15 protein-coding genes and 1 riboswitch are annotated in these 18,292 nt (G+C 49.1%); of the genes, 2 read left to right on the top strand and 13 right to left on the bottom strand.

Annotated elements, in window-relative coordinates; all coding sequences use genetic code 11:
* Positions 1 to 28 precede the first annotated feature (28 nt).
* Both IEX98_RS06470 and IEX98_RS06465 read right to left on the bottom strand, forming a co-directional pair.
* Positions 29 to 925, bottom strand: a complete 897-nt coding sequence (locus tag IEX98_RS06470; protein ID WP_188888131.1) for a carbohydrate ABC transporter permease — start codon at positions 923 to 925, stop codon at positions 29 to 31.
* Between the two features lie 2 nt (positions 926 to 927).
* Positions 928 to 1,821 carry an ABC transporter permease gene (locus tag IEX98_RS06465; protein ID WP_188888130.1) on the bottom strand — a complete coding sequence of 298 codons (894 nt, stop codon included), beginning with the start codon at positions 1,819 to 1,821 and terminating at the stop codon, positions 928 to 930.
* Positions 1,822 to 2,048: 227 nt separating this feature from the next.
* Here IEX98_RS06465 and IEX98_RS06460 point away from each other — a divergent pair, with 227 nt between their 5' ends.
* Complete coding sequence (locus tag IEX98_RS06460; protein ID WP_188888129.1) at positions 2,049 to 2,330, top strand: ArsR/SmtB family transcription factor; 282 nt, start codon at positions 2,049 to 2,051, stop codon at positions 2,328 to 2,330.
* Between the two features lie 313 nt (positions 2,331 to 2,643).
* Here the strand turns inward: IEX98_RS06460 and IEX98_RS06455 are convergent, their stop codons facing one another.
* From IEX98_RS06455 to IEX98_RS06405, 11 genes are all read right to left on the bottom strand, one after another.
* Positions 2,644 to 3,129: a hypothetical protein gene (locus IEX98_RS06455; protein ID WP_188888128.1), complete on the bottom strand. Its 486-nt coding sequence runs from the start codon at positions 3,127 to 3,129 to the stop codon at positions 2,644 to 2,646.
* 33 nt (positions 3,130 to 3,162) lie between these two features.
* On the bottom strand, positions 3,163 to 3,507 hold the full coding sequence (locus tag IEX98_RS06450; RefSeq protein WP_188888127.1) for a hypothetical protein: 345 nt from the start codon (positions 3,505 to 3,507) through the stop codon (positions 3,163 to 3,165).
* Positions 3,508 to 3,647: 140 nt separating this feature from the next.
* Positions 3,648 to 4,820, bottom strand: coding sequence for a KamA family radical SAM protein (locus IEX98_RS06445; protein ID WP_374705325.1), 1,173 nt, complete (start codon positions 4,818 to 4,820; stop codon positions 3,648 to 3,650).
* Between the two features lie 142 nt (positions 4,821 to 4,962).
* Positions 4,963 to 5,100, bottom strand: a riboswitch (cyclic di-AMP (ydaO/yuaA leader).
* 104 nt (positions 5,101 to 5,204) lie between these two features.
* The gene (locus tag IEX98_RS06440) at positions 5,205 to 5,747 is read right to left on the bottom strand and encodes an NADPH-dependent FMN reductase (protein WP_188888126.1); all 543 of its coding nucleotides are present in this window, start codon (positions 5,745 to 5,747) and stop codon (positions 5,205 to 5,207) included.
* 681 nt (positions 5,748 to 6,428) lie between these two features.
* A complete protein-coding gene (locus IEX98_RS06435) occupies positions 6,429 to 7,550 on the bottom strand; it encodes a glycoside hydrolase family 88 protein (RefSeq protein WP_188888125.1) in 1,122 nt (373 codons plus the stop codon).
* A gap of 3 nt (positions 7,551 to 7,553) precedes the next feature.
* Entirely contained in the window at positions 7,554 to 10,100 is a 2,547-nt protein-coding gene (locus IEX98_RS06430) for a glycoside hydrolase family 2 TIM barrel-domain containing protein (RefSeq protein WP_188888124.1), read from the bottom strand.
* 834 nt (positions 10,101 to 10,934) lie between these two features.
* Positions 10,935 to 12,527, bottom strand: coding sequence for an extracellular solute-binding protein (locus IEX98_RS06425; RefSeq protein WP_188888123.1), 1,593 nt, complete (start codon positions 12,525 to 12,527; stop codon positions 10,935 to 10,937).
* A gap of 114 nt (positions 12,528 to 12,641) precedes the next feature.
* Entirely contained in the window at positions 12,642 to 13,511 is an 870-nt protein-coding gene (locus IEX98_RS06420; RefSeq protein WP_188888122.1) for a carbohydrate ABC transporter permease, read from the bottom strand.
* A gap of 12 nt (positions 13,512 to 13,523) precedes the next feature.
* Positions 13,524 to 14,444 carry an ABC transporter permease gene (locus IEX98_RS06415; protein WP_229692053.1) on the bottom strand — a complete coding sequence of 307 codons (921 nt, stop codon included), beginning with the start codon at positions 14,442 to 14,444 and terminating at the stop codon, positions 13,524 to 13,526.
* A 127-nt stretch (positions 14,445 to 14,571) separates the two neighbouring features.
* Entirely contained in the window at positions 14,572 to 16,368 is a 1,797-nt protein-coding gene (locus IEX98_RS06410) for a cache domain-containing sensor histidine kinase (RefSeq protein ID WP_188888120.1), read from the bottom strand.
* Positions 16,369 to 17,415 (bottom strand): response regulator transcription factor, encoded by a 1,047-nt coding sequence (locus IEX98_RS06405; RefSeq protein ID WP_188888119.1) that lies wholly within the window; start codon positions 17,413 to 17,415, stop codon positions 16,369 to 16,371. It lies immediately after the preceding gene.
* A 116-nt stretch (positions 17,416 to 17,531) separates the two neighbouring features.
* On the opposite strand from IEX98_RS06405, the gene IEX98_RS06400 reads away from it, so the two are divergent.
* Positions 17,532 to 17,774, top strand: coding sequence for a hypothetical protein (locus IEX98_RS06400; protein WP_188888118.1), 243 nt, complete (start codon positions 17,532 to 17,534; stop codon positions 17,772 to 17,774).
* Positions 17,775 to 18,292 lie beyond the last annotated feature (518 nt).

The following is an 18,292-nucleotide window of genomic DNA, read 5'->3' as shown; positions in this document are numbered from 1 at the left end:
GTAGTGCCCTATACCCGTTAGTTATGGCTTACCCTTTGACCGATCCGATTAATACACCTTTAACGAAATACTTTTGCAGGAACGGATAGACGCAAAGGATTGGCAGCGCACTGACCATGACCGTAGCCATTTTGATCGACATCAGAGTGACGTTGGATAACATCGAGCCCCGGGCGATCGCTTCCTGATTGTTATTGGAGCCAAGTACGACCGATATATCCTGGGCGGAAAGCAGCTGCTGCAGGAAGGTCTGTACCGGAATCAGCGTCTGGTCGGATACGTAGAACGCCCCTGCGAACCAGTCGTTCCAGTGCATAACGGCGGTGAACAAACCAAGCGCCGCCAGCATTGGCTTAGAAAGCGGAATAATGATCGAATATAGGATGCGAACCGGGTTGGCGCCGTCGATTTCAGCGGACTCGATAAGCGCATCCGGAATGCCTTGAATGAATTTCATCATAACGAACATATTCCAGGCTGAGAAAGCAGTTGGAATGATATAGACCCAGAATGAATTGATCAGATTTAAGTTATAGAGCTGAATATAGAACGGAATCAAACCGCCGCTGAACAGCATCGTGACCAGAATGTAGCCGAGCAGCGTATTCCGCAGTGGCAGCGCCCGGTAGGACAGGCCAAATGCTGCAATCAATGTAATAAACAAACCGCAAATGGTGCCGATAATCGTGCGGAGAATCGTAATGATATAAGCGTGCTGAATGACCGAATTGCCAAGAACGACTTCATAATTGTACAAAGTGAACTCCCGCGGCCATAAGTATACACCGCCTTTTGCAGCATCACTGCCTACATTTAGCGATATCGCCAGCATGTACATAAACGGATAAATAACAGATACGCATAGCAGGCCCAGAAACACAACTATAACTATCTGACTTACCTTTTCGCCAGTTGAAAGTTTCATGCTTACCAGAGCCCCTCCCCGTTCATCTTGTTGGATATCTTATTGGTCGTTACGACGAGGATCAGACTGATGAGCGAAGAGATAAGGCCCACTGCCGTTGCCGGTCCGAAGTAGCCCTGCTGCAAGCCGCTGCGTAAAATGTACGTATCGAGTACGTCTGCTACCGGCTGGTTCGCCGGATTCATCAACGGATAAATCTGATCCATTCCGACAGCAATCAGACTTGGCATACTCAGAATGAGAATGATCGTAATTGTAGGCATCAGGCCTGGTATCGTAATATGACGAATCTGCGACAGCTTGCCGGCACCTTCCACTTTAGCCGCTTCATACAGCTGCGGATCAATGGTCGTAATAGCCGCCAAATACAGAATCGTATTCCAGCCTACTTCCTTCCACATGCCGCTTACGACAATCATTGGCCGAAACCATTCGGTCGAACCTAGAAAGAAAACAGGATCGCCGCCCAGATTCGTAATGAGCTGATTGACCAATCCGCCGTCGAGCGTAAGCAGGGATTGCAGAATATAAGCAATAACAATCCATGAGAAGAAATGCGGCAAATAACTGACCGATTGGACAAACCGCTTAAAGACGCTGTTGCGAACTTCATTGATCAACAATGCCAATAGAATTGGTGCCGGGAAACCGAACACAAATTTTAGCGCCGCGATGTAGATCGTATTTCGAGCCACAATCCAAAACTGTTCATCTTTCAAAAATGCAAAGTTTTCAAAGCCGACCCACGGGCTGTTCCATACCGTCAGGCCGATGTGAAAATCTTTGAATGCCACTTGTATGCCGGTCATCGGTACGTAATTAAATAGGAATAAAAGTACGAAGGCCGGTAAAATCATCATGTACTGCCAGCGGTATTTTCTCAGACTTGCAAGCATCGTGTCACCCCTTTGTTTAAAAGTATAGGGAGGAAATGAAAGCGGAACCATATCACAACGATTGGTTTTTCATCAATTTGATTGGAGAAAACGATAGAAACGACAAAAAAGCCCGAGGCGGGCTTTTAGAGAAAATAGATAAACGAAAAGTTGCAAGTATTTACTAGGTATGCTATTTTGTTTCTACGGATTCAGAAATATTACGGTTGAAAAAAGGTGAATTTACGATGGCAGGAGAACATAAAGACGTTCGTCAAGCTGTTAAAGTATATAAAGCACTTGGAGAACCTACCCGGATCAAAATCGCTATGCTTCTTACGCGAGAGGCCGATTTATGCTGCACCGATATTGGAACCAGACTCGTAACGGTAGCTAGTTCAACGCTTTCACATCACTTGAAGCAAATGGCAGATTGCGGGTTGCTTGAACAACGCAAGGACGGAACGTATATCTACTACCGTGTAAACCGCGAAGTGGCGCAACGATACGCACCTTATTTGCTGGAGTAATTTTTTTCGTTCATTGATTCTATGTATCTAGAAATATAGAAATTCTGAGAACGAAAGGAGGGCAGTAATCCCTGTCGAATGCATGAAAATTTATGCGCTGGCTGTTAAGCTGCCGCTCCCTTCCATCAATGCTCTTGCTTCCTGTTCAACTCCCGGAGACTCTGGTTCAGCTCCTCCAGCGATTTCTGCATGTCATCCATTTTTCGCAAAGAGACCACTTGGTTGCCTATAATGCTTGAGATACATAGAACAAAAAATATTAAGCCAATGATCAGCCACATGGGCATTCCCCCTGATGAAATTATTTTTATTGTTATTGGCTGCTGCTCTCTTTATCGCTGTCCTCGACGAGCCCCAAGCCCATTCCCTTACTAAAAGGAATCTCTTTCTTCTTATATAAAATCGTACCGTTTAAATCGACGAAAGGCTGATTGAAGTTAAGGAGCTTGGAATCTCCGAATACCTTTTGAATCGGCGCTTTAAACGTATATATGGTTTTTTCGCCCGGGCTGAGTACAACTGGCCGATCTCGGCCTGTTCTACCTTCCAGCTTGAACGGATTTTCGCTTGTTCCGCTCGTAGTAATCACAGGAAAAGAAAGATAGAAATTGAGATTTCTCACTTCGACCTTGCCGTCATTTTTCACCTCGATTTCATATTCGGTATAGTCCTCTTTCACTTGGAAAGCTGTTAGTTTTATTTTAATATCCTCATCTTCAAAAATGAGCCGGCTGCCTGACGAGCACCCTGCCAATGCTAGAACGATCAGAATAAATAGAGTAAAACTCCGTTTTCTCATGCTGGGCCCCCTCTTCTTATTGCTCTGGATGCCTCAATATTTGACTCCGCGAAACCGATACATCATAAAACAAATAAAATAGATAAAGCTTGTCATGCCAAACAGCATAAACACGCCTGGCGTAACAACCATATATATACTATACGGAAAACTCCATATATAAGCTGCTAATAAAATCATACTTCTCTCCAGCATGAGACCCGTTCCAAAAATAACAGCAGGAAGCACAAGCATCATAAATGTAATAAATGCGCTCGTTTTTTCCATTCCAGGACCATACGGATTCACCCATACAAAAATAATCCATAATAAAATCGTCGAAATGCTCGCCGTATATCCAACTAGATTTGTCAGTTTGACTACTATTTTGCTATTCATATCTGATCTCTCCGCTTTCTTTTCCAATTTGCTACATTTTACCTTCCAGTTTACCACTTTATCAATAATTGGAAAACAAAAGAAGCAGCAAAAGTCCTAAAATGACTTTGCTGCCCTGCGGATTGGTAGATTCAATTCATTTAATCAAAAGCTGCGCAGCTTTGCCTGCTCGCTAGTTCGTTAACAGAAATGATAGAATCGTTCTTTTTCACCGGCTTCGTCCAATAGTGCTCACTGCCCGGGAGATCGTCGAACCATTCGGCATCGGGCGGACAATCCAGCATCATGAACTTCCCATAATCCTCGTCCCTTGACTGATGATACTTGAGATAGGCTTTGCCGTTCTCAATCGCCAAGATCTCGATTTTGCCGGATGTATGGCTCATGGATAAACGTACTCTTTTGCCCAAACCGGAGGTTCTCGCCTTTGCTTCCTCTACAATCTGGTAAACCCGCTCAAGCGGTAGCACAAATTCACGATTGCCGGCCACAGGTCTATTTACGAAAAAATAGTAAGGCGTAACGCCTGCCCATGACAGCTGGTCCAGCAGCTCGCCCAATACAGCCGGATCATCGTTAATGCCCTTAAGAACCGGAGTTTGGTTCACGACAATCGCTCCTGCATCATGCAAAGCCTTGAACCCTCTTCTAGCTTCGGGCGTAATTTCACGGGGATGGTTGATATGCGCCATTACATAAATCCGCTTCTCCTCTGTCGAATGCGTCCGGATCAGCTCCAGCAGCTCCTCATCCTGGTAAATCCGCATCGGATTGAACACCGGAATTTTCGAGCCTAGCCGGATGATTTTGACATGGTCGATGCTTCGAAGTCCTTCAATAATCGTACGCAGCTTGGCGGTTGCCAGAATGAGGCTGTCCCCGCCGGTGAGAAGCACATTGTTAATCTCGGGCGTTTGAGCAATATAAGCAAGACCTGGCGCTACATCAGACATCGCTTCCTTCACATCGTTGCGGAACAACCGCTTGCGGAAGCAGTAGCGGCAGTAAGATCCGCATACCTCCGAGACAATAAGCAGCGCCGTCGTCCGGTATTTGTGCTGGCAGCCGGGGACCACATAGTTCGTATCCTCATCAGAAGCATCCCAGCGTCCATATTCGGACAGTTCTCCCTCATTAGGAATGACGAGTTTGCGGATCGGATCATGAGGATCATTCCAATCGATTAACTGGAGGTAATAATCATTGACGCGAAACACGAATTTGTCCGTAATTGGCTTCAAAGCCTCTTTCTCGCGTTCAGACAACATCTCAACCTTCGCAACATCTGTAATGTACCGTACCTTCTGCACCATATCTCTCTCCTTCGTCCCATAATGTGAGAATAAAGGGAGCCTTTTGTGTCAAGAAGCCAGTGTGCCGCCAGCAGGGTCCAAAAAAAGACAAAAAGAGACCCATATAAAAAATAGGGTCTCTGGTTGATCACATTCAATTAGAAGCAGACCCATCCACTGCTGACGAGGTTAGCTGACGGGCTCGGGTAAGATGGTACCCTACATTCACGAATGATTCGCCCCAATTGACTGGTTCCCCCGCTTCTCGGCCGGGTGGCCGAAAACTAAGCGTAGCTATATTGTAAGCGATTACAGTCTGAGAAGTCAAAAAGAATGGTTTAGGTAACCTTCTTTTTGATTATTGCATTGAAAAAAGGATGATTGCCTTATGGCAAGTGGACTCCATCAAGAGCAAGCTTCCTCAAGCGCTTTAAGCACCGCTTTTAGTTCTTGTTCCAGCTCCGCGTTGGTGATTGCACCTTCCTGGTTCAGCTTTAAATTAATGTGGGGAATGATCAGCTTACCGCCTTCAACAACATTTGTATTAATCATATTCAGCGTCAATAGCAATGAAGCATGCGCCTTATCCCCGCCCATTGGGGTTGGTGAAGCGCTAATGACCGCTGCCGGCTTATTCATCATAACAGTGGACGATACGAGCCAGTCCAGCGCGTTTTTCAACACACCTGGCACACCATTGCCATACTCAGGCGTACAAATCAGCACGCCATCTGCTGCCTCCAACTGATTTCTGAGATACAATACCGATTCTGGCCCCTCATCCGTATCCAAGTCAGGATTAAAATGCGGCAGATCGCCCAACCCGTTATAAATCGTATACTTCATAGAATCAGGAGCCAAGCCAATAATGGCATTCATCAATGCCGTATTGGATGACTTCTGCCGCAAACTTCCCGAGATTGCAATAATATTTATTGTTTTGCTCATGTTCGCTTCTTCATCCTTTCTAGTACTCTTATTGGAAGCCTGACAAACTGCTGCTGTTTGCATGTGGCGCATACTCGCTAGTTTGGACATCTCGTTCTTCCGCCGAACGAACCTGGTTCGCTATTTTGCGAAGGCGGGTTCGTTCCGGCAGCTCGCTCTTCTCCCGAGCGAACCTGATTCGCTATTTTGCGAACCATTCTTCGCTGTAGCTCCAGTATGCAGCATACGAGCTTGCTCGGAGCGAAGAGAATTTCGCTTTTCGCGAACCTCGGTTCTCCAATAGCGAAATTTGGTTCGTTGATCGACTTTAGCGTTGCAATTCGCCGCCTGTCAGCGAACTTGTCTTCGTTATTTTGCGAAGACGCTTCGCTATGAGACACAAGCTCTCCCACGTGCGAACTTGTCTTCGCTATTTTGCGAAGACGCTTCGCTATGAGACACAAGCTCTCCCACAAGCCGACTTGTCTTTGCTATAACTCACCGTTCACCTATGAGCGAACCTACCTGCGCTATTTTACGAAGACGCTTCGCTACACAAGCACGCAATACACCATCTCTCGTTCCTTCAGAGCATAACAAAAAAACTGCTCCTTCGTAAAATGATGGCTGGATTTTACGATAGAAGCAGTTTCTTTATTTACCATTGCTGATTGATGGACCTAGCACCTTCGGGTAAGAGGTCTAGAAAATCCGATTCGTCCAGCCGTTCAGCTTGGCAATCGCCTCGACGAAGAAATAATCGCCATAGATGAGCGACACGTTCACGTCTACACCAGCCGGACGGTTGCCCGTCGCTTGCAGCAAAATCGCCTCATGCTCGGGCTGATTCCAAGTTGCGTAATTGTGATGCAACGACTTCAACATACGTTCTGCCGCGCTGCGATAGATACCGCCTTCAATTTCAGGCAGATGAGAGGCAAGCTCTAGCAATCCCGACGCAGCGCAAGCACCGGCTGAGCTGTCCCTCGGTTCCTGCTCCAAGCTTTCCGCCGCACGGAAATCCCAATGCGGAACGGAATCCTCTGGCAGATTGGCGAGAAAGAAATTGGCGACCCGCTGGGAAGCGCGCAAATATTTCTCTTGCTTCGTATAGCGGTAGGTGTTCGCCAAGCCATACAGCGCCCATGCTGCACCGCGGCTCCAAGCCGAATCCGGGCCGGCGCCCTGCCCGCCGATCGCTCCCAAATATTCGCCCGTCTCCGGATCGAAGCTGACGATGTGGCGGACTGATCCATCCGCCCGGACAAACCGGTCCACGCCCGTGTCCGCATGCGCCTTCGCGATATGTGCGAAGCGCGGATCGCCCGAGGCTTGCGCAGCCCAGAACAGCAGAGACAGATTCATCGTCGAGTCGACAATCGACCAGCCCAGCTTCTCCTGATTCCACGCCCGCAAAAACCGGCCTTCAATATTGTAGCGGCCTGCCAAAAAGTTAGCGGCAAACAATCCCCTACGCAAGCCGTCCTCATCGCCAGTCAGCTTATGCTTCATAACGGCAGTCGGAAGAAATTGAAAGCCGACGTCATGGTGGAAATTGCTTGGCTGCATCATTTTGCGCTCCAGCTTCTCATCCCAGCCCCATGCGGCGTTCTTATAAATGTCCTTCCCCGTCATATCATGCAAAATCCATAGCATACCTGGCCAAAAACCGGATGTCCACCAATCGTGGCGCATATCGTCATACTGTCCGTCTGCTTTGGCTACATGCGGCGATTTATCTCCAATTTGCGCAATCATACGTTCCGTTTTATCCAAAATCATCGCAAATGGCTTCTTAAAATCAAATACCTGCTGCTCCGTCATCTTCTACTCTCCTTCCTCATTGCCATTGATGCCTTCACGGCTAGCGCTAATGGTTGCAAATACCGTTGCCATACCATCACAGGCTGCGCTGACGATCGTATGAGATATTTGACCTTGGGTATTCTTATGCTGCTGCAAAGAGGAGGCTGGTCCTCCGGCAGTGAAAAATTCCTCTACCGCAATACGCGGAGGCGGTGCTCCATGCGGATCCACGAATATGCTCGCCCGGCCGCTGGCAAGCTGCACCAGTCTTGAGCCTCGCACCGTGCCGAGATTGTCGAGCAGTTTGCCGTCTCCCGATGCTCCGAAACGGATAAAACCAGCTGCATCGGGACAAAAAACGCCATGCCGGTCATAGGCTTTAACCGTTACCTCATATAGCCCCGTCTTATCCTGCCGCTCAGCCGTTAACCGGACTTCAGCCGGTTCCTCCCAAGTCTCCGTCTGATAGCGGAACACCAGCTCATCTCGGACGACCGCGCCGTCACGTTCCGCAACGATACTCAAACGGTTCTCGCCTGCCGCAAACTGAACCTCCCAGCGCAAGCCTGCCGCCGGAAAATCATTCGAGTCCCGCCGCTTCGTTCCTTGACTAATACCGTTCAAGAACAGCTCAGCCGACCCGCAGTTGGAGTAAGCCTTCACAACCTTGCGCTCTCCCGCCGCTCCCCACCGCACTGGCATCGATTGCCCGGCCAGATGTACCATCGGTGTTACAGCCCAATACGACTGAAAAACGTAATAAGCATCCTTTTTCGTCAGGTCGCGCTCTACGACGCCTTTCATGTTCAAATAGGGGATTGGCGAATCGGGACGAACCGGCGTCGCAAAATCTTTAAACGCCCATTGTGCCGCACCGGTCAGCCAATCCATCCGTTCCTGCGCGCTTAAATACCAGTCGATCATTTCGCAGAAATACGTCTCCGACCAATCGCCGTCACGCGAGACCCGCGGCTCGCCGCCAACCAGCAAGTAGTCCCCGTCCCGCTCGTCCGTCTTGCCCGCTCCGCCTGTTATGGAAGCAAAGCCAGTATACGGTGTCTCGACATGGCGAGTTGCCAAGTTATCTGCTCCCCACTCCGCGTGGAAAAACGAACGAACGTCAGCAGCAGCCGTTTTGCAGCTTTCTTCATAATCGGTGTAAATGCCGCGGTACCAGCCCGCCCAGATAGAAGGTGAATACACATCGACGATATCCTTGCAAAAGTCGCAGCGCCGGATAGCCGTCAGCCGGGAAGGATCCAGCCGATGCGACAGCTCATGCAGCTCCTTCATGAAAGCTCTGATCTCATTCTGATCGAAGTAATCGAAATCGCATTCCCAGTCATTTTCGTTGCCGAGGCCCCAGAGCACTATGGACGGGTGATTCCGATGCTGCGTAATCATCGCTTCCAGCATATCCCGGCATTGCTGGCGGTAGCCTTCCCCGCCCAAGCCGCCACGGCTCCACGGGATTTCCTCCCAAGCCAAGATGCCCAGCTCATCGCACAGGTCGAGCACGATCCGCGATTGCTGATAATGCCCCAAGCGGATGAAGTTCACTCCCATATCCTTGATGACCTGCAGCTCCTTACGAATCATCGCTTCGGTCATAGCAGGTCCAACCCCTGCATAATCCTCATGCCGATGTGTTCCCCGCAGCAGCAGCCGTTCGCCGTTTAATAGGAAAGGACCGTGCTCGACGAATTCGAATGTACGGAAGCCAAAGCGTTCGCTGAGCTCGGTTTGCCCATGAGCGCTCTCCAGCATGACCGTAACCGAATACAGGTTAGGCGTATCAGTCGACCATCTATCTGGATCGTTTAATTCAAATTCTATAATCGGCTGCGTTCCTTCCCAAGGCTTGGAATGAATCGTGGCGCACCCTGCCTCCTCCCCTTGTGGATTACGGAGAATAACTGCAACAGTCAGCTCTTCCTGATGCTGCTCGGGATTATATAAAGAGACATTAACCCGCACTTTTACCGGGCCTCTGCCTGCCTTCGCCTCTTCCGGCACCCCCGTCCATTCCGTCGTCACCTGCACCTGTTCAATCGATATGGCCGGTACATACACAAGATTCAAGTACCGGTAAACACCGCCGTACGCATGAAAGTCATTGGCATCCGACGGGATCGTCTCCAGATCACGGCTGTTGTCGCTGCAAATCGCTATCGGCACTCTACCGGCGTAACGCTCCATTCCGGCGGCTTCCTTCGCTGCATCCGTAATATCCACTGTAAATTCATCATAGCCGCCAAGATGCGAGCCTGCTTTATTGGTATATACATACACATCCGTACGCTGACCAGCCCCCTCGAAGTGAAGCAAGGTGCGTCCGCCCGGATAAGGATTATCGATATTCGCTTTAAGCCGGTACCAGCCTTGGCCTTGATAATACGTCCGGTCCGGGTCCATCACATCATAAGCATTATAGCTGTGAGGAAGCGTCACTTCCTGCCAGGGGACATTGTAATGATTGTTCAGTTTGTCGCTGCGCCATACTTCCCAGACGCCGCCGAGACCGCCGGTATAATGCTGCCATCCATCTATGAGCCTCTGTTTATGCATGCCGTTGTTCTCCTATCTTCTGTCTATTAAAAAAAAGAGTTTCGCTGCGCGTTTTGGTTCATGCTGCCATTCTTGATTTCATTGTCCATCGCTTTTCCGATGTAAATGGATAAAATCTTCAAAAAAAGCGTCCTCGCGATGCTCTTCCACTGTCGAGAAAAGAGTTTCGCTGCGCGTTTTGGTTCATGCTGCCATTCTTGATTTCATTACCTCATCGTTTTTCCGATGCAAATGGATAAAATCTTCAAAAAGTCATCCTGAACTCAAAACGCTCCGCTCCACTCCCATTTCACGCAATGCAGATAGAGCAATACTACTAGGAAAGCTAGCATGTTCAGGAACAAATAAAACGCTTTTGACCAATTGCATAAAAAGTTTATTTAACTAAACGTTTAGCTGGTTAACCACCGCTATCATCATTTCGCCGCTCCCAGGTCACTTTTACGTCTGCGAATAGTCTGCTGTGGGCCAGTTGCAATGAATCAAAATGTAAAAGTACAGGTTGTCAGCCGCTTTTTCGACGATTTAGCGCTTCAAAATGCAAATGTGCAGTTTGATTGGTCAAAAATGGCCTTATAGCGCGAAATCGGGTCATTTCACATGCACTTTTGCATTTTGATCACGATTTCGGAGCTTTTTGGCTTCATCAGCCTGCATTTTTACATTTTGTTGCCCATGTACCGCGTGGATCAGAGGACTTGCGTACATTCTCCAATCTTTCTGAAAATGTGAGAGCGCCCTCGCGGACGCTCTTCGGCTTGCTATCACATCATTCGTGGCGCTTAAGTCATCGTACTCGTACTGTTAAGCGCCAACTCTTCTTGCTTAATCCGCTTATTGTACGTTAGCGCCTGGACCAATCTCCACGCCTTCTTGTTTGTTGAAGCGGTCCGTTGCTTCTTTAATAATTTCGTTGCCGCCGTTCGCTTTCCACTCTTCAATAACCTTCGGCCAGTCGGAGATGTTCTCTTTGCCGTAGATCATTTTGATCATGTGATCCAGAATGAACTTCGAAGGCTCATCGAATTTTGGAGCCAGATCCGGGTATTGCGTATAGCTTTTCAGCTCTGGTGCGAAGGAGAAGCCGCCGCGTCCTTCATGCGGCAAGATCGATTCGAAGCTTTTCAGCATTTCTTCGCCTTTTGGCTCCAATGGAAGTTTATCTGCGTTGTATGCACCGTCTTTAATGAGCCACAGCCAGTCGCGGCGCTGCTCGGAGAAGCGATCTTCTTCACTTTCAGGGAGCTTGTAGTTAATTTTGTCTCCCTCTTTCGTGTAGTTCTCGCCTTCGATACCGAAGGAGAAGAACGTCGCCGCTTCTTCCGTCACCATGTAGTCAAAAAACTTCACGATCGCTTCCGCTTTTTCTTTGCTCAGCTTCGCATTGAGATAAGCCTGCTCCAATGTGCTGTTGTAGAGCATCATGCCGCCTTTGCCGTCAGGACCGGTCGGCGATGCAATCATCGCAAGCTTGCCGTCTGGTACTGCGTTTTTCAATTCTGCTTCATAGATGCCGAGCTGATTCGCATTGGCGTTGTAGATGCCGATTTTGCCGGAATCGCGGCCCTTCGTCCACATTGCACCTGTAATCGTTGCGAAATCCTTCGCCATCAGGCCTTCGTCGTACATGGCTTTGTAGACGCCAAGTGCTTTCATCATATTTTCGCTATCGAAAAACTTCGGAACGATCTGATCGCCTTGTTTTTCGTACATCGTGCTGTAAGGAAGGACGTCATAAGCGCCCAAGATGAAGTCTGCATACTTGAAGTTTTCGCGGAAGCCAAATGGCTGTTCCACGCCAAGCTTCTTAAACTCGCGAAGCATCGGAAGCAGATCGTCGATCGTTTTAGGTGCTTCGATTCCCGCTTTCTCCAGCAGGTCAGCACGTACAAATGTTGCACGGCGTGACTGTACACTCAAATATTGCGGAATAGAGTAAATTTTGCCGTCATACGTAACGGAATCCCAAGCTTCCTTCGGAATCGAATTCAGCAGGTTTTGACCGTGGGTCTTGAGGATATCGTCCAGCGGCATAAATACGCCCGCATCAACGGCATCCTTCATCGCATTGCTGGACGGTGTCGTATTGCCAACCAATACGTCCGGCACATCGCCGCCCGCGAACATCAGCGAAACCTTTTGCCCAAAATCCTTATGCGGAATCAGCGTGATATTCACATCGGTATTCGTCCGTTTTTCCAGCTCCAGAACCCATTTGTCTTTATTTAAATCTTCGACGGATTCGATCGCCTTCATAGCAAGCGTGCCTTTAGCCATCGTGAATTTGGTTGGCGCAGCAGCAGCCTCTTTCCCGTTGCCTTTGTCCGTACCCGCATTCGAATTTTTCGTTTTGCCGCCATCTCCGCAAGCCGCCAGCAAGCCAGCGAGAAGTATAACGCATAATAAGCTGATCATACTTTTCTTCATGTCTAGATCCCCCTCATTTTGTAATAGCGCTTACATTTTACAATTACTACCTTATCACGGTATAAAAACCGTTCACATGGGCTCATTTATGGCGCAATGGTTTTTTTTACGCTATTACGATTTGACGGATCCGACCATCATTCCCTTTGTAAAATACTTTTGCAGGAACGGGTAAACGATCATAATCGGTATAGTGGCAATAACAACAACCGCCATTTTGATCCCTTCAGGAGAAGACATCAGCGCGTCCTCAGCAGGTACATTGATCGATGAGCTGTCCGTAATGATGAATTCCCGCAATCTCACTTGCAGCGGATAAAGCATCCGGTCGTTGATAAAGTAGAGCGCATTCGCATAGCTGTTCCAATGCCCTACGGAATAGAAAATTCCCAGCGTCGCCATAACCGGCTTCGAAAGCGGCAATATAATGTTCCACAGAATCCGCATCTCGCCGCACCCGTCGATTCGCGAAGCGTCGATGAGCTCATTGGGCAGTCCCATAAAGAACGAACGCATAACAAACAGGTTAAACGCACTAATTGCACCGGGAATCATCAATGACCATAACGTGTCATGAAGTCCTAACCCTCTAACGAGCAAGTAGTTCGGAATAAGCGGAGCCGTGAAAATAAGCGTCAGCAGCACCATAATGAGTACCGGTTTGCGATAGACATATTCGGAACGCGACAGCGGATAAGCCAGCGACGAGGTCATCGCCAGATTGATAAACGTACCGACCACCGTCACGATCACGCTCACTCCGAAGGAGCGCCAGATCAGCTTTTCGCCAATAACCGCTTTATAATTCGTAAGGGTAAGATCGACCGGCCACAGATACACTTTGCCGCTGTTAATCGCTGCGTTGCTGCTGAAGGATTGCGCCAGGACATGCAGGATTGGCAATATCATGCTTAAGCCTAATACGATCAGAAAAATATAGTTAAATACATTAAACCAACGTTGAGTGATGCTTGTTCTTACCATGGGCTCTCCTCCTTAATATAATCCTTCTCCGGTCATTTTCTTGCTTAGCGTGTTGCCCGTCATAATCAGGACAAGCCCCACTACCGATTTGAATAGACCGATGGCTGTCGTATAGCTGTATTGCCGATCAAGAAGGCCCACGGTATAGATGTACGTATCCAAGATTTCACCTTTGCCAGAGTTAAGCGTATTCAAAAAGATGGAGACCCTTTCAAAACCAAAGTCCATGAAATGACCGATTTGCAGCAAAAACAAAATCGTAATCGTCGGCATCAGCGCAGGCAGCGTAATGGACAACGTCTGCTTCCAGCGCCCCGCTCCGTCAATCTCGGAAGCTTCATACAGCTCCGGGTTGATGCTCGTCAACGCAGCAAGGTAAATAATCGTGCCCCAGCCTGCATCCTTCCATACGCCCGAGCTGACGAGAATGGTACGGATGTAGGATTCCTCGCCCATAAAGTAGATCGGCTCAAAGCCCATTGATGTAATGATATTGTTCACAATTCCGCTACGCGGCGACAAAATCTCAATCGCGATACCGCCGATTACGACCCAGGACAGAAAGTGCGGCATATAAAAGACGGTCTGCAGCACCCGCTTGAAAAACACCTTGCGGATCTCATTGAGCAGCAGTGCAAGAATAATCGGTACGGGAAACGAGATAGCCAAGCTGTAAAAGGCGAGCAGGAGCGTATTTTTCAATATCCGTAAAAAGTCAGTGTACTGAAACATCTTCTGAAAATGCTCCAGCCCTACCCACGGGCTTCCCAGATAGCCCTTGAAAATATTGTAGTCCTGAAAAGCCATGACCGAGCCGAACAGCGGCACGTATTTGAATAGCAAGAAATAAAGAATGCCGGGAATCGATATAAAATACAGCGCCTTATACTTATTTAGATAGGCCCATCGTTCTTTGGCCGTTCGAAATCGCATCGGGCCGATTTCCGCTTCGATATTGCTTTTCGCCATGGGAGTCAACTCCTTGCATAGTTTGTACGACAATCGTACACTATGGCGCCGGGCGCTTACGATGGCGTGATTTTTGGCGGTATGGCTTTTTTTACGATTTAGGCATGTTCATGCGCATGACCGTTCCTTCGCCCAGCTTGCTCTCAATTTCGAGACCGTAGTTGTCGCCAAATACAAGCTGAATACGGCGGTGGATATTGAGGACACCAATTCCGCCCTTGCCCTCCGCCTCCGTCAGACGTTTCGTCTCCAGCCGGTTTCTTAGTTGCAGCAGCGCGGACTCGCTCATCCCCGATCCATTGTCGATAACGGATACGACGAAGTATTGATCGGTCTCGGTCGCTTGAATCTGAATCCGATGGCCGTCCTCCAGCCCTTCGAAAAAGGCATGCTGAAAAATATTTTCGATCAGCGGCTGAAGCGTGAGCCGAACCATTTTCTTCAGCAGGAAGTCCGACGGAATCTCGACTTCAATCTCGAAATCCTTGCCGTAGCGATGCTTCAGGATCGCCATATAATTAAGCACATGCTTCAGCTCATTAACGACGGTAATTTCCTCCAGACTCGTCTGAACGGCATAGCGCAGCATATGGGCCATGCTTTTCACAATTTCGGACACCTCATCGGAGTCTTGAACGGCAGGGAAACAGACAATCGTCTCCAGCGTGTTATATAGAAAATGCGGATTGATCTGCAATTGAAGCGCCTGAAGCTCGGCCTTTTGCCGTTCCAGCTCCGCTTCCCGCTTCGTATTCTCGGCCGTATAGACCTGCTCGATCATATCGGACAACTTGTTCACCATCGAGTTGTAGCTGACGATAAGCTCGTCCACTTCGTCCTGCGTGCCGTTGAGCGGAATCCGGTTCCAGTCGCCTTTCTCCGCCTGCTTCATTCCCCGTCTCAGCTTGCGGATGGGACTTGTGAGGGAGTGGCCGAACCGGTAAGCGAGCAGTAGCGCAAGCACCAATGTAATCGAGCCGATCCAAAAAATATTCGTGCGTATGCCGATAATCGGCTCGCGCAAATCCTCCATCGGAATCGAAATCTGCAAATTCCAATCTGTATAGGACGAGTGGCGGGCGATCGTGAACCGTTCTTCGCCGTCCTCCTTGCCGATGAACGACTGGGTTTTCCCGTCGGACAAGCCTCTCCGGTCGGCAGCGGACAGCTGTTGTCCAATTTTGCTGGCATCGGTATGGTAGACGATTTTACCCTCTCTGTCCTCGATGTGAAAATAACCCCGCGGCCCCAAATCGATGCCTTGCCACAGAGCCGATAATTCAGTACTACGCACTTCAATGGCAAGCACACCATTATAGGTCAACGACCGAGGCGCTCTGACTTTGCGAGCGAGCGTAATGGTCTGCCCCTGCTGACCCGGGCTGATGCTGGCGTTAAGGAGCATAATCTGACCGTTATCCGGAATGTCTGCGAACAGCTTGTCCACGTATGCCTTGGCAGATGGACTTGTAAAATCAAGAGATGCGCCGTTATTGACACTGACGGTTCGCCCGTCCTGGCCGACCACGTACAAGGCCATCACCTCCGGATGGCGGATCATAATCGGCTCCAGCGCGTTCGTCTTGATTGTGGACGTGTAGTAATATTTTTCATAATATTTATCGGGATCGATTTCTAAAAACGACTTAATATCGGAGTTGGACAACAAGGATAAGGTCGAATTCTCGTAATTGTGGATATACTGCTCCAAATGATAGGATGCAATGTTGACGACCTGGGCCATGTTCGCTTCCGCCTGAGCGCGCAGCTTGTCTGTCGCTCCATAGTACGTATACAGCCCAAGCGCGGCGAGCGGCACGAAAATGACGATGACGAAATACGTATACAGCCGTACGAAAAGCCCCTTCCTGCGCTTATGTCCCGCCATCTATTTAATCCCCAGACTGCTGCGGTATTCGGTCGGCGTGATCCCTTTGACTTTGCGGAACGTTTTGGCGAAATGCGAATAATCCTCGTAGCCGATCTCGTGAGCAACGTCCACAATCCGGTAATGCGGCAAAGCGAGCAGCTGCTCGGCGAATTCGATTCGTTTGGCAATGCGGTAATTGATGAAGGTGACGCCGGTCGTTTTTTTGAAGTAGAGGCTAAAATAATTCGGGGTGAGTCCTACTAGATTGGCGACCTCCTCCAGTGTGACTTCCCTCGCGATGTTCTGTTCGATATAGGCTTTAACCTCCGACATCATGTCCTTGAAGCCGTCTCTTCGCAATGCGAGCTCATTAGTTACCGTATGAATCTTGTGGCGGAACTGCTCTTGAATACCGCTGAGGCCATACTTTTCGGTGTCGCCAGAGCCGGATTCAGCCGTTCGAGTACTCGTTTTGGCCTCCGAATAATTGTGGCCCTTCGCTTGGAGTCGGTCGAGCACCGCTTGGAAAGAATCATTCAGCAGCTCTCTGAGCTGATTCGGATGATCGGTTCGTTCGGCGCAATAACGCAGCCACTCGTCGAGACATTTGTCCAACTCCTCGATCCGCAGTTGCCAAATATGCTCCGTTATGTCGTCGAGCCACTGCTTCGATTGCGTTGGCGTAACGACTCCCTTTTCCATCGCAGGCAGTATCCGGTCCAGCATTTCATGGATGTCCGCCTTCACAACAGGCTTGAGCATATACTCCTTTACGCCATACGCCACGCATTGCTTCGCATACTCAAATTCGGCAAAACCGGAGATCACGACAACGCGAATATAGGGGTAAGTTTTCTGTATCCGCTTACAAAGTTCCAGTCCGTCCATCTTCGGCATCCGGATATCGGTAATCAATATATTAGGAGGATACTCGGCGATCCGGGCGAGCGCTTCCTCACCGTTTTCTGCTACGCGCACACTCGTGAACGGTTTGCTGTACGTGGTCATCATATGCTTCAGGCCATTCCGAATAATCATTTCATCGTCGACAATTAAAATATGCATTCCCCTGCCCCCTTAAGAAAGACTCCCTATATAATAGCTCAGGTTGCATACAGTTCCTATATGCGATTCCGATAATTGGATTAACAATATGATCCTTGGGGGGTGGAAAATGGGGGTTGGTGAGGTGGGACACGGGAAAATTTGGGGCGCAGCAGCTCGGCTGCTCGCCTACAGCGAAGCTAGCTTCGCTATTAGCGAAGGTGAGTTCGTTTGGCGCACGCCGCTCGGCATTTTGCGAACTGGCTTCGCTATTTTGCGAAGGCAAGTTCGCTGCGCTTGAGGCAGCTGCTTGGCTGCTCGCCTACAGCGAAGCTGGCTTCGCTATTCGAGAACCTAGGTTCTCGGTTAGCGAAATTTAGTTCGCTGCTGCCTTGGAGCAGGTCGCACGAGCGCCGCACAACGAATTTAACTTCGCTATTTTGCGAATCTGCTTCGCTCTAGCCAAACTCAATGTTACTTTTCAAAACCACTCAGCTTTTTACGAAGCATGGTTCGCTATTAGCGAAGCTGAGTTCGTTTGGCGCACGGGGCTCGGCATTTTGCGAACTGGCTTCGCTATTTTGCGAAGGCAAGTTCGCTGCGCTAGAGGCAGCAGCTTAGCTGCTCGTCTACAGCGAAGCTTGTTTCGCTATTAGTGAAGCTGAGTTCGTTTGGCGCACGGGTCTCAGCATTTTGCGAACTGGCTTCGCTATTTTGCGAAGGCAAGTTCGCTGCGCTAGAGGCAGCAGCTTGGCTGCCAGCCTACAGCGAAGCTAGCTTCGCTAATCGAGAACCTAGGTTCTCGATTAGCGAAAATTAGTTCGCTGCAGCCTTGGAGCAGGTCGCACGAGGGCAGCACAACGAATTTGGCTTCGCTATTTTGCGAATCTGCTTCGCT

The organism is Paenibacillus radicis (ex Gao et al. 2016), assembly GCF_014641555.1.
GTDB classification, from domain to species: Bacteria; Bacillota; Bacilli; order Paenibacillales; family Paenibacillaceae; genus Pristimantibacillus; species Pristimantibacillus radicis.
The sequence above is the reverse complement of the archived record's forward strand: the minus strand, read 5'-3'. Positions and strand labels throughout refer to the sequence as shown.